The sequence below is a fragment of the Luteimonas panaciterrae genome (assembly GCF_020511115.1).
Lineage (GTDB): Bacteria > Pseudomonadota > Gammaproteobacteria > Xanthomonadales > Xanthomonadaceae > Luteimonas > Luteimonas panaciterrae.
This window is the reverse complement of record NZ_JAJAVH010000011.1, coordinates 249,732-262,292: the sequence shown is the minus strand read 5'-3', so window position 1 is coordinate 262,292 and position 12,561 is coordinate 249,732. Positions and strand designations below refer to the sequence as shown.

The following is a 12,561-nucleotide window of genomic DNA, read 5'->3' as shown; positions in this document are numbered from 1 at the left end:
GTCGTGGCTCCTTACTGATCCGGGCCGGAACGGGTGACTTCCAATGCCTTACCGAAGGCATCGCGCTTGATCGCCGTTTGCACACCTTCCGGATAGTCCACGGCGATTGGAAACTCTGTCGTCGGCTGATCCCATGCCATATGTCGGGTCGTTGTCTTCTGTCCGCGCGGATTAGTGACACGCGTTTGGAAGCCGGTTAAATACTCGGTAGTAGTCGTCAGCACGCCTAGCTCGGAGTCCTGCTTGACTGTGGTCGAACGGTCGAGCGCGTCGTAGCTGGTCGTGGTTCCCTTCAAGCTGGCATCATTGAAGCTCGTGAGGCTAGGTACCGGATACGATAGAAACACGATTCGGCCTTGCGTGTCGTAGCGTTTGACGACAATGCTTCTCGTCTCGGCGCGTATGGCGTCGCTGGTGTTGTCGTAGGTGTCTTCGACAACCGGGCGCCAGAGACCATCGTAGAACGTTACCTTCCTGCGCTTACCGGTTTCGACGATCTGATACCACGCCCCCACCGGTAGCCCGTAGTAAGACACGGCAGACGGCGTAAAGCTCTGCGTCGTGTTCGTCCACGCCACACTGTCGCCGTTGGGATAGTCAATCAGCTTGAGCCGTCCCATCGGGTCGTAGTCGTAGGTCGTGGTGTATCCCGCTCCGTTCTCATCGGTTACTGACCTGATCCAGCCGTTGTTGTCGACTACCGCTGTCTTCGTAACTGCCGCCGGCTGATCTGGCGTTACCGGATACGTCACTGTTTGAGGAATTCCGCGCTTCCATCCCGAGTACTTAACGGTCGTATCGAGTGACGTACCATCCCGCGCGTCAGAAGCGGACGCGAGTGTTCCGTCTGCGTTATACGTTAATGTCCTCTGCAATGCCCCAAAGGAATAGGTCTTCAAAGGCAACGCTGTTACTGCATCGTAATCTGTTTTCGAGGCCACTTTGTTGGCACAACTTTCTGGAGCTGTACACGTGATCGATTTGACTTGGCCTATTGTCCATTTCGCCAAGTTGTCCTGATACGCGATCGCCTCTGTACGGCTATAGCCAAGCGAACTTGATCTGGTGACACTCGTTGGCCTCGCAAATCCGTCGAACGAATTTACTGTTCTAGTGAAGTCAACACCGTCTCTAGTAATTGTTGTGGAAAGCGGCTGTGCGCGACGCGTGCTCAAGAAGGAATAGTTCGTATTCAGTCCACCAATTTCAGGAAAGCCTATGGCGCCGAAGATCTTCCACTGCGTCACCGTTCTCTGTGCGACACCCGTATCAGTCCGCCCCACCTCTTCAGCGAGAAGCAACCCCTCATTTTCAGACGTTTTATTCCCGAAGGTATACTTGCGGTAATCCCCGCTGGACTCAGTGACAGTGACAGTCCGCGTCGTCGGAGAGCTTGAAGTGCATTGCCCCGGCGCACCTTGGTTCGCGTAGCAATTGTTCAAGGGTCCGTAGTCGTAGTTGTACGAGACGGTGCTGATGCCGGGACCGCTCACGGTTTTCTTGATCAGCCCAATAGCACTGGTGACGTTCGGGTTATCGACAACCATCGTCGGGCCTCCCGCCATCGGTCGAACCATCTCAGCGCTCTTGGGTGCATCTACAGAACTGGATGCTGCAAACCCCATATCTGGCGTGTGGCATCCATACGGCATATCGGAGTATCCAAGCTGTATCGGCTGGAATTCGTAAAGCGCATTTGCTCCAGATGGCAATGTCACCTCGATATCGATGTTTCCCGAATACATCTGGTTCTGGTAGCTTCCGCATGAGTTACCAGAGAATGGGTTCTTCGTGATCGTCCCGGTTCTGACAAGCTTCCACTTCGATGCATCCGGGTACGTCACTTCGATGTTGTTACTGTTGCCATTCACGGAATCGTAGTTGTCCGTCAGCGTCCACGTTCTCACCCCATCCGTGACCGAAATGATTTGAGATGAGCCCGATACCGCTGTTGTCGTAAAGGTCAGCTTCCGCCCGTCGTTCGATTCCACGACGCGCGATCCATCCGCATTGGTCGTGTACTTCACCCAATTTCCAAAACGGTCTTCAATCTTGGACACATAGAACCTAACCTCCAGTCGCTGAAGGACGGTTTCCCCAAGATAGTTGTATTTTCTGAGCGATGGTGCGGTCTTGGTGCTCGGTACAGTGAAGTAGTATTTGTCGCCGTTCGGTGCTATGCCAACAAATCCCTCACTTCCTTCTGCGATGAGAGTGCAAGAGAAGAACCAGTTGCTGTTGGTTGCCCAGTAGTAAGGGCCGCCTGTGCTCGGCTTTGTGATGCCCGTATCCGATGAGCCGATCGAGTTCAGAATTCCACCGCTACCACCGGGAAGAACCAGGCGCACGCCCTTCCAATACTCTTCCGGGAAGAAACTCCCCTCTTTGCCGTCGGTGTTATCTACTTCAGGAGCCATCGCAGCCACTCCCGGATGGGAACACCGCATCTTTGAATAATTGTTTGTTTCTCCGACGACCCAACCCGTATCTCGACTATAGACTCCTGTCAGATATGGCGTGCCTTCCTCCAGATCGAAATCTGGCTTAGCCCCGTTGTCTTTTGAGTGGTACCCATAGACTGCTGAAACTTTCAGATCATTGTTTCCTGGGGTGTTCGCGAACTCAATATTGAAGTCCACCCATCCCGACTTGAGATCAATCGACTCGCCGAATTCTTCCGTTGGTAGTTCGACACTCTCGGCATCCTTGAGATAGGACGCATAGTCTTCTGCCACGTTCATTTGCGCGCTGGCATTCACACCAAACAAAAGTGCGATCACGCCAAATAAATAACTCTTACGTTTCATGCCCCATTCCTTCAAGTGATCCACTCGCAACGGCGAGCCCGATTTCACGTAAGTTGAGTAAGAACCCCGGCACAGCTTTGCCGCTTGCTCAATGCGACGCCCATTTTTTTGAAGCAAGTGAGCGCATCCGCTACCGGCGCGGTGCATCAATGGGCGAGCTTCCGGGGTGATTAGCAGATTGCCGCTGTCTGATTTCACAGTCAGTCAGACGAGCGCCCCAGTTTCTGTAGGGAAAATCCGAGCTACGTATTTTGTTTTGTGATTTTCATATTCACATCCCTTGAAATGGCGCAATGCGCGCGTGATCCATTCCCCTGGGTCACTCCGAGCTTAGACCGTTTCGAGTAGTTTTAACAGAGGTAGTTTTAACAGAGGTTGTTTCACCAGCACACCCTACCGTTTGGGAATGGCAACGAAGAAGCCCTCCTCCACCACCAAACGGGCGCAGGACACACCGAAACGGAAAAGTCCGTCGCGGCCTACGCTCATGCAGGAAGTGGGGAAGCGGATTCGGGCCGTGCGCAAGATGCGCGGACTTGGCCAGGACACGCTCGCCTATAGCATCGACCTCGACCGAGCCCATATCGGCATGATCGAAAACGGCAAGCGCGCCCCCACCGTCCCGACGCTTGCCCGGATCGCTGTTGGGTTGGAATGTGATGTCGGCGATTTTTTCCCGCCGCTGTCTGACCTATACAACTTGCTCCCCGAGGATTAAGGCTGCTGCTCTGGGAAGCCATTATTTGAGATGGCCGTCTCATAGACTGAGCCTCGCAGTCCTATCCCCTAACGGCCGAATAACGAAGCCTTACAAGGGCATGGAGCATGCCTTTGGATTGCAGGGGGGCCTGACGCAAGGGGGGTGTCATGCTCGCAACAGAAGACGATCTGGCGTTCTGCCGTGCCTACGGCCATATCTCACACGACTTCTATGGCGACCTAGGCTGGTTCCACGCATCCAAGGAAATGCAAGAGCAGTGGGCATGGATGCGCGGCGATTGCCCCCTTGAATGGGAGGAGGCCAAGAGGTAGTCCGTGAGGGGTGGGACGCCGCCGAAAGAAAGGTCGATCGGTTACCGCTCTCTCTCCTCCACTTCCAAGCTAGCCTGCTCCGCTCCATCCTCGGCATGATGATCATTCGCGGCGCTGTTGGGTTGCTCGCCTTCGATGGTGCAGCGATATCCATTCGGGCCGAATAGTCGTAGCGCTTGGCGATCCTGCGCAGCAGGTTCATACCTTATCGACGACCCGTAGTGTAATGCTCGACCAAGTAACATCCCTAGCAACTAGTGAAGCCGTGAACAATCGTGCTGAGGGCTGAATTTTTGAAGGATGCGCTACAAAACAGGGCAGTTTTGATCATGGGTATTATCATGGTTATGATCAAGCAGTATTTGATAAAAACGCTATAAATTAGGCAATTCAGCCATATCTATAGCGGACTCCCTCTCCGCCAGAGTCGCGAAAAACGCCCCGAACGGGGCGTTTTTCGTTCGCGGACACGCCACGGTTGCCAGCACCGGCACGCGCCTGCAAACTGCATCACTGCGATGAACCGCCCCCAACTGACCGACCGCTATCGCCGCGCATGATCGACTCATGATCGAGTTTGGACACCTCACCCATGTCGGCCTCAGGCGCGAACTGAACGAGGACACCTATTACGGCGACAGCGAGCTGGGGCTGTGGCTGGTGGCCGACGGCATGGGCGGACACGAATACGGCGAGGTCGCGAGCGCACTGGCGCGCGAGGTGATCGTGCGCGAGATCCGCCACGGCAAGCCGCTGGCGATGGCGATCCGCATCGCCGACGAGGAGATCATCGGCGCCTCGCGCAGACGCAGCGATGCGTTGCCGATGGGCACCACCGTCGTGGCCGCGCGCGTGGCCAACGGACGCTTCGAAGTGGCCTGGGTCGGCGACAGCCGCGTCTATCTGTGGCACGGCGGCAAGCTGGCGCAGCTGTCGCAGGATCACAGCTACGTGCAGGAATTGATTTCACAGGGCACGATCAGCGTCGATCAGGCGCGCGTGCATCCGCAGCGCAACGTGGTGACGCAGGCACTGGGCGTGACCGATCCGCAATCGTTGAATGTCGAGACCATGTCCGGCGAGTTCACGGCCGGCATGCAGCTGCTGTTGTGCAGCGACGGATTGACCGAGGAAGTCGACGATCCCGGCATCTCACGCGTGCTCGCGCACACCGAGTGCAGCGCGCAGGAATGCGTGGACGGCCTGGTGGCCGCGGCGCTGGATCATGGCGGCTCGGACAACGTCACCGTCGTCCTGGTGCGCAAGCTGTAACGCTCTCGCCCGGCGAATCCCGGGAAAAACGCACAAACTCCGAGTGCCCTAGCTCTCCCAGAGACAAGTCCCGGCTTTCTTGCGGATGACGTCCAGCCGGGCCGCATGCGCGGCGAGTTCGTCTTCGGTCACCAGCACGCGCGGCCTCGGACCGAGCGCCGCATCGGCGATCACGATGCCGGCGCTGCGCTTTTCCTCGGCATCGGGACTGCCGAAGCCGATCTCGCTCTGTCCAGCGGTCAGCGCCAGATAGACCTCGGCCAGCAGCTGCGCGTCGAGCAGCGCGCCGTGCAACTGGCGGTGCGCGTTGTCCACGCCCAGGCGTTTGCACAGGGCATCGAGCGAGTTGCGCTGTCCCGGATAGCGCTGGCGCGCCAGATCCAGGGAGTCCTCCACGCTCACGCGATCGTGCATGCGCCCGTAGCGATCGCCCAGCAGCGACAGTTCGTAGTTGAGGAAGCCGATGTCGAATGCTGCGTTGTGGATGATCAGTTCGGCGCCGTCGATGAATTCCAGGAAGGCATCGGCGATCTCGGCGAAGCGCGGCTTGTCGGCCAGGAATTCCAGCGTCAATCCCGTGACTTCCTGCGCGCCTGGCTCGAACTCGCGATCGGGGTGGATGTACTGATGGTAGGTGCGGCCGGTGGGACGGCGCTCCATCAGCTCCACGCAGCCGATTTCGACGACGCGATTGCCCTTCTTCCATTCCAGACCGGTGGTTTCGGTGTCGAGCACGATCTGGCGCATTAGACGTTGACTCCTTCCTTCCATTTGATGGCTTCGCCGCGCGCCAGCGCGTCGACGCGTTCGTTGTCCGGATCGCCGGAATGGCCCTTCACCCAATGCCATTCGATGCGGTGGCGCAGCGTAGCGGCGTGCAGGCGCTCCCAGAGATCACGATTCTTGACCGGATCACCGCCGGCGGTCTTCCACCCGCGTCGCACCCAGCCCGGCATCCATTCTGTGATCCCCTGACGCACATACTGCGAATCGGTGGTCAGCGCGACGATGCAGGGTTCGGTCAGCGTCTCCAGGGCGACGATCGCGGCCATCAATTCCATGCGGTTATTGGTGGTCATGGCCTCGCCGCCGGCCAGCTCGCGCTCGCGGGTGCCGTAGCGCAGCAGCGCCGCCCAGCCGCCAGGGCCGGGGTTGCCGAGACAGGCCCCGTCGGTATGAACCTCGACTTCCTTCATGTCGCCGGCGCCCCGTGGGAACCGGGCAGCCGCAGCGGCAGGCGGCGGCGCATCGGCGTCAGCGGCATGCTGCGCTTGTCCGCGCGCACGGCGTAGGCCGCGCGCAGGCCTGGGCCGTCCTGGGGATGTTCGGACACCAGCGGCTTCCAGCTCGGCCCGATGCCCTGCGAGACCGGCTCGGGCGCCAGTCCGACAGCACGCAGGCGGCGGCGCCAGGTCAGCGGCTCTGAAGCGCGCAAGCCAGCACCGCGCCAGCGCCAGCGATACGGGGCCAGCGGGTTCAGGGCGAACAGCCACAGCCGTCCGCCCGGGACCAGCACACGGGCGCACTCGGCCAGCAGGGCGTGGCCGGCATCGTCCGGCCGAGCAACGTGCTGAAGCACGACCACACCGATCGACTCATTGGCCAGGGGCAGCGGCAGGCCGCAATGGATGTCGCCGGAGAAGGCAGTCTGCTTGCCGTCGGCATCGCGGGATACCGCCAGCTTGAGGCCGCGACCGACGATGTCGAGGGGTTGGACCAGCGGCGCCAGCCAGAGCCAGGGCAGCGCCGGACGCTCGGCCACGGCCCGTTCGACGGTGGCTTGCTCGCTTTCCAGCAGGATCAGTCCCGGTGGGGTCCCGAACCAGCTATCGGCGCTGTCGGGTTGACCGGGGGATTGAGATGGGGGCATGGTCGCAATTCTACGGGAGTCGTACGCGGATCCCTCCGCAAGAGCCCGGCCATCCATGGCCGGACCTTCCAATAGAGCACCCCATGCAGTTGCAAGCCTTGCCGGCATTCGCCGACAACTACATCTGGATGCTGCGCGATGACGCCGGGCGCGCGCTCATCGTCGATCCGGGCGACGCCGAACCGGTCCTGGCCGCGGTTTCGGACGGCCTGGAGCCCGTCGGCATCCTCCTCACCCACCACCACGACGATCACATCGGCGGCGTGGTCGCGCTGCGCCAGCGCTGGCCCGGCCTACCCGTCCTGGCCCCGGCGGACGACCGGATCGCCATCACCAGCCGCCGTGTCGGGGATGGCGACCGCGTCCGTATCGCGAACTGGGAATTCGCGGTCATCGCCGTCCCGGGCCACACTGTGAGCCATCTGGCGTTCCACGCCGCGGACGTCGGCGGCCACGGGCTCCTGTTCTCCGGCGACACCCTCTTCAGCCTCGGTTGCGGACGGCTGTTCGAAGGTACGCCCGCGCAGATGCTGGCTTCGCTCGACCGACTGGCCGCCCTCCCCGGCGATACCCGCCTCTGCTGCGGCCACGAGTACACCCTGTCCAACGCCGCTTTCGCGCGCGTGGTCGAACCCGACAACCCGGCGCTCCTGCGCCGAATCGAAGAGGCCCAGGCCATGCGCAATGCCGGACAACCCACCCTGCCGAGCACGATCGCGGTCGAGCGTGAGACCAATCCGTTCCTGCGCGTCGACGCGCCCGGCGTGCGCGCCGCCGTCGAAAGCCAGGCAGGCCAGGCCGGAAGCGACCGTGTCGCCACCTTCGCCGCGCTGCGGCGCTGGAAGGACGGATTCCGCGCATGAGCCGCGGCTTGAGCTTGCGCGGCCTCGCGGCCGGCGTCCTGCTTGCCTGCGCCTGTGCGGGCGCGAACGCGGGCGAGGCTCCCGTGCTCATCGCCGACGTCCCCGGGATGCCGCCCACGGCGACGCAGCCGCAACCACAGCCACCCGCGCAGCCGGCCTCGATGCGCAACGGCCGCGAGATCTACGCCCGCTTCCGCGAAGGGCTGGCCGACCCGAGCTGCGGTCCGGACACCAGCGAGCGCTGGCAGCGCCACTTCGCCAACGCCCCGAAACAGCTCGCCTCCAGTGACAGCGATTCCCTGGCCCTGTTCGGCTACGTGGTCGACGCCCTGCGCCAGGCCCATCTGCCCACCGAATACGCGCTGATCCCCTTCGTCGAGAGCGGTTACAAGCCCGGCGCCCGCAGCGGTGCCGGCCCGGCGGGGCTGTGGCAGTTCATCGCCCTCACCGCCCGCAATCACGACGTCGCCATCCGCCCGGGTTACGACGGCCGCCTGTCTCCCGTCGAATCCACCCAGGCCGCGGTGCGCTACCTCAAGACTCTGCACGGCATGTTCGCAGGCGACTGGCGCCTGGCGGTGATGGCCTTCAACGCCGGCGAGTACCGCCTGCTCGGCGCCCTGAAGCGCAGCGGGCAGCAGGCGATGAACGCGCAGCCCGACAAGCTCGTCGGCCTGTCCGACATCACCCAGGGCTATGTGCGCAAGCTGCACGCCCTGTCTTGCGTGCTGGACCGCGCCGACGACAAGGAAAGCTGGATGCAGGCACTCGACCGCCCGGTCGCCGTGCTGGCGCCAACACCCCTGCCCGTCGGCATGCCCAGCCTCGACGCCTGGGCAGCCGCGCAAGGCACGGATGCCGGCCTCGTGAAACGGCTCAACCCCGTCTTCCCGGATGGCCGCATCGTCCGCGGCGGCCGTGACCTGCGAGTGCTGGCGCCGATCGCCACCACCGCCGCAGCCACGACACCGACACCGTCTGCTTCCACCCCAACCATCGCCGCCACGCCCTCCCCGAAACCCGAGGAACCGAAGGTGACGACACTCGCCGATGCGGACACCGCCACCGATCTCGTGATCGATCCCGCATCGGTACCCGCGACACCCACACGCACCCATACGGTGGGGCGTGGTGATTCGATCTGGCGCATCGCGCAGCGCTATGGCCTCAGCCGCGACGCCCTGCTCTCGCGCAACAACCTCACGATGGGCAGCAAGCTGCATCCGGGCATGGTGCTGAAGATCGACGAGGTCCTGTCGGTCTCCGGCGCGAGCGCCAGATAACACACCGAAGTTCCAGCCCCAGCCTGCGATTCTCCTCCGCTTTGTGGCGCTCCTCCACAGCGAGGATCGCGGCCGTCATGGCAAACTAGAGCGCTAGCTCAACTTCAAGAGAACGCCATGGGTTTCCTGCAAGGCAAGCGCGCACTGATCACCGGCATCGCCAGCGAACGTTCGATCGCCTCCGGCATCGCCGAAGCCATGCATCGCGAAGGTGCCGAACTGGCCTTCACCTATCTCAACGACAAACTCAAGACGCGCGTGGACAAGGCCGCCGCGGAGTACGGCAGCAAGATCGTGTTGCCGCTGGACGTCGCCGACGATGCACAGATCGACGCCTGCTTCGCCGAGCTTGGCAAGCACTGGGACGGCGTGGACATCGTGGTGCACGCCATCGCCTTCGCACCGCGCGAAGCCGTGTCCGGCCAGTACCTGGACGGCGCGACGCGCGAGAACTTCGCCCTCGCCCATGACATCTCCGCCTATTCGCTGACCGCGCTGGCCCGCGCCGCGCGTCCGCTGATGCAAGGCCGCAACGGCGCGCTGCTGACGCTCAGCTACCTCGGCGCCGAACGCGCGCTGCAGGGCTACAACCTGATGGGCGTGGCGAAGGCCAGCCTGGAAGCCAGCGTGCGTTATCTCGCGCTGAACCTCGGCCCGGAAGGCATTCGCGTCAACGCCATCTCCGCCGGCCCGATCAAGACGCTGGCCGCCTCGGGCATCGCCGGCTTCCGCAAGATCCTCGGCCACGTCGAGCAGAACGCGCCGATCCGCCGCACCGTGACCATCGAGGATGTCGGCAACGTCGCCGCCTTCCTGTGCTCCGATCTCGCTTCTGGCGTGACTGGCGAAGTCACCTACGTCGACGGCGGCTACAACATCCTCGGCATGACCGGAATCGAAGGCGGCGACTGATCGGAGAATTCCGCATGTCCGGAACCGCAGCTCCCGGCGAATATCTCGTCATCTCCCGTGGCAAATGGGACGCCGCGGCAGAACCGCAGCAGATACAGCAGGCGATCGATGAGTTTTACGTCTGGATCGAACGTCACGTCGACGCGGGACGGATGAAGCGCGGGCAGCGGCTCGCGAAGGAAGCCAAGCTCGTCGGGAAGCAGGCGATCATCGATGGCCCGTTCACCGAAGCCAAGGAAGTGATCGGAGGCTACTGGTTCATCCTCGCCAATAGCCTCGAAGAAGCCGCGGCGCTCGCCGCGGGCAACCCCTGCCTCGAATATGGGTTGTCCTACGAAATCCGCCCGATCGATCCCGAGAAGGCCAGCGCTTTCGTCAACAGCTCGGAAACTCCGGACTGAGAACAGCGCCGGTACGCGGCGAACACGCCGCCGGGTTGCGACAGAAGCGGAAACGAAAAGCCCGGCATCACGCCGGGCTTTTCTGTTGCGGGGGTGCGGCGGACGCCGGATCAGAGACGCTCTTCGGCCACCGTGATCTTCATGCGCTTGCGCAAGGCTTCCACCAGCGAGGTCGCGTCCTCGGTGCCGATCAGCTGCCCGAACTGCTGACGCAGCTGCATGCGCTCCGGCTCGCCGGCTTCCTTCGGATCGCCCGGCGTCACCTTGGTCACGGCGAAGACGACGATGCTGCCGTCGGGCAGCGATGCCTTGCCCGGCGATACCTTGCCGGCGGCCGGCGCGGGCGCCTCGAAATAGGCCTTGGTCGCGGCCGGATCCGGCACCGGCGCGGTGCGCGGCAGGCCGGGAACGTCCTGCACCGCCAGTTTCTGCGCGGCGGCGATGGTCGCCAGCGATTCGCCGGCCTTGAGCTTGGCCACCATGGCATCGGCCTGCGCTTCGGCGGCCTTGTGCCGGCGGTCCGCGCGGATCGCCGCGATGACCTTGTCCTTCACCTGCGCCAGCGTCTGCGCGCGCTCGGGCGAGTGCTCGGTGACGCGCAGGAACACGTTGTGGTTCGGACCGATCTCGATCGGATCGCTCACCGTGCCGTCCTGGATCAGCGAATCGGAGAACGCCGCACGCAACACAGCCGGATTGGCGGCGATGCCCTGCCCATTCGCGGCATCCTTGGTGATAGGCCCGAGCTTCTGCACCGGCAGATTGGAGCTGGCCGCAGCCGGCGCCAGCGCCGTCGGATTCTTCAGCACCTGATCGTAGAACTTGGTGGTGAGATCGTTGAAGGCGCGCTCGCGCTCGGATTCGCCGGACTCTTTCTCGAGCTGCGCGCGCGCCACCTCGAACGGCGTCTGCTGGCCGGTCTTCACTTCGCGCAGCTGGATGATGTGCCAACCGAATTCGCTCTTCACCGGCTGGCTGATCTCGCCCGCCTTCATCGCGAACAAGGCATTTTCGAACGGGGCCACCATGTTGCCCTTGGTCACCCAGCCAAGATCGCCGCCGCTGGCCTTGGAACCGGCATCGTCGGAATTGGCGCGCGCCAGCGCGGCGAAATCGGCACCGGGCTGCCGGGCTTCGGCATCGAGCTTCTTCGCCTTGTCTTCAGCGGCCTTCTGCGTCTTGGCATCGGCACCAGCCGGCACCTGCACCAGGATGTGCGAGGTCAGACGCTGCTCGGGCTCCACGAAACGCCCTGCCTTGATCTCTTCGTCGTAACGCTTGCGCAGATCGCTTTCGCTCATGGCCGCCGTCGCCGCCGGCAACGTGCTGCCGTCGACATCGACGTATTCGATCGTGACGGTTTCCGGCGCGCGATATTCGGCCTGATGGTCCTGGAACCACTTCTGCGCATCGGCATCGGACACCGGCGCGGTGTCCTCGGCTGCCGGCGGCACGATCACGAAGGACACGTCGCGCTTCTGGCCGAGCAGCTTGAGCAGACGCTCCGTCTCGGCCGCGGTCACGAATGCCGATTGCGCCAGCTGCGTCGGCACCAGCGACTGCTGCAGCGAATCACGGATGCGCTGCTGGAAGGTCTGCGGCGTCATCGGCGGCGACTGCGCGGACAGCGCCAGCTGATAGCGCTGCGCATCGAACTTGCCGTCGACCTGGAATGCCGGAATCGCCTGGATCGCGTCGCGCACCTGCGCATCGCCGACCGCGATGCCGGCGCGGCCGGCCGCCATCGCCAGCACCTTCTCGTCGATCAGGCGATCAAGCGTCTTGCGCTTGTTCTCCATGGTCTCGAATTCTTGCGGGTCGAACTGCTCGCCCATGACTTGCCGCTGCTGCTGGCGCGCCTGCTCGAAAGCGTTCTTGAAATCGTTGGCGTCGATTTCCTCGCGCTGCCACAACATCGTTACCGGCCACCACTGCGGCGCAGACGGCCACCACTGCGGCGGCGCCTCGATCTTGGCCGCGAACGTCACGTTGCGCGCGAACAGGTACTGCTCCATGCCGAAGAAGGCAAACGGCACGGTCAGCAGGGCCAGCACCACGGTGGCAAACCAGCCGGAAGTCTTGTCGCGGAGTTTCTGCAGCATCGGAAGCGCACGTGCGTCG

At 62.8% G+C, this 12,561-nt stretch carries 11 protein-coding genes; 6 read left to right on the top strand and 5 right to left on the bottom strand.

Going from position 1 to position 12,561, the window contains the following annotated elements; all coding sequences use genetic code 11:
- Positions 1 to 11 precede the first annotated feature (11 nt).
- A complete protein-coding gene (locus LG367_RS14085; protein WP_226469879.1) occupies positions 12 to 2,807 on the bottom strand; it encodes an RHS repeat domain-containing protein in 2,796 nt (931 codons plus the stop codon).
- Between the two features lie 406 nt (positions 2,808 to 3,213).
- On the opposite strand from LG367_RS14085, the gene LG367_RS14080 reads away from it, so the two are divergent.
- Together LG367_RS14080 and LG367_RS14075 are read left to right on the top strand one after the other, a co-directional pair.
- Entirely contained in the window at positions 3,214 to 3,525 is a 312-nt protein-coding gene (locus tag LG367_RS14080) for a helix-turn-helix domain-containing protein (RefSeq protein WP_319004027.1), read from the top strand.
- Positions 3,526 to 4,406: 881 nt separating this feature from the next.
- A complete protein-coding gene (locus LG367_RS14075) occupies positions 4,407 to 5,111 on the top strand; it encodes a PP2C family protein-serine/threonine phosphatase (RefSeq protein ID WP_226469878.1) in 705 nt (234 codons plus the stop codon).
- Positions 5,112 to 5,159: 48 nt separating this feature from the next.
- Here the strand turns inward: LG367_RS14075 and dnaQ are convergent, their stop codons facing one another.
- From dnaQ to LG367_RS14060, 3 genes are read right to left on the bottom strand one after another with little or no spacing between them, the layout of a single operon-like run.
- A complete protein-coding gene (gene dnaQ / locus LG367_RS14070; RefSeq protein ID WP_226469877.1) occupies positions 5,160 to 5,858 on the bottom strand; it encodes a DNA polymerase III subunit epsilon in 699 nt (232 codons plus the stop codon).
- A complete protein-coding gene (gene rnhA / locus LG367_RS14065; protein ID WP_226469876.1) occupies positions 5,858 to 6,307 on the bottom strand; it encodes a ribonuclease HI in 450 nt (149 codons plus the stop codon). The genes dnaQ and rnhA overlap by 1 nt, the downstream gene beginning before the upstream one ends.
- On the bottom strand, positions 6,304 to 6,981 hold the full coding sequence (locus LG367_RS14060; RefSeq protein WP_226469875.1) for a methyltransferase domain-containing protein: 678 nt from the start codon (positions 6,979 to 6,981) through the stop codon (positions 6,304 to 6,306). The genes rnhA and LG367_RS14060 overlap by 4 nt, the downstream gene beginning before the upstream one ends.
- Positions 6,982 to 7,064: 83 nt before the next feature.
- Here LG367_RS14060 and gloB point away from each other — a divergent pair, with 83 nt between their 5' ends.
- The 4 genes from gloB (at position 7,065) to LG367_RS14040 (ending at position 10,440) form a co-directional block, all read left to right on the top strand.
- Positions 7,065 to 7,844 (top strand): hydroxyacylglutathione hydrolase, encoded by a 780-nt coding sequence (gene gloB, locus LG367_RS14055; protein ID WP_226469874.1) that lies wholly within the window; start codon positions 7,065 to 7,067, stop codon positions 7,842 to 7,844.
- Entirely contained in the window at positions 7,841 to 9,127 is a 1,287-nt protein-coding gene (locus LG367_RS14050; RefSeq protein ID WP_226469873.1) for a lytic transglycosylase domain-containing protein, read from the top strand. Before gloB ends, LG367_RS14050 begins: the two co-directional genes overlap by 4 nt.
- A gap of 117 nt (positions 9,128 to 9,244) precedes the next feature.
- Positions 9,245 to 10,039: an enoyl-ACP reductase FabI gene (locus LG367_RS14045; RefSeq protein WP_226469872.1), complete on the top strand. Its 795-nt coding sequence runs from the start codon at positions 9,245 to 9,247 to the stop codon at positions 10,037 to 10,039.
- 14 nt (positions 10,040 to 10,053) lie between these two features.
- Complete coding sequence (locus LG367_RS14040) at positions 10,054 to 10,440, top strand: YciI family protein (protein ID WP_226469871.1); 387 nt, start codon at positions 10,054 to 10,056, stop codon at positions 10,438 to 10,440.
- Between the two features lie 110 nt (positions 10,441 to 10,550).
- On the opposite strand, the gene LG367_RS14035 is transcribed toward LG367_RS14040, so the two are convergent.
- Entirely contained in the window at positions 10,551 to 12,542 is a 1,992-nt protein-coding gene (locus LG367_RS14035; RefSeq protein WP_226469870.1) for a SurA N-terminal domain-containing protein, read from the bottom strand.
- Positions 12,543 to 12,561: the final 19 nt, after the last annotated feature.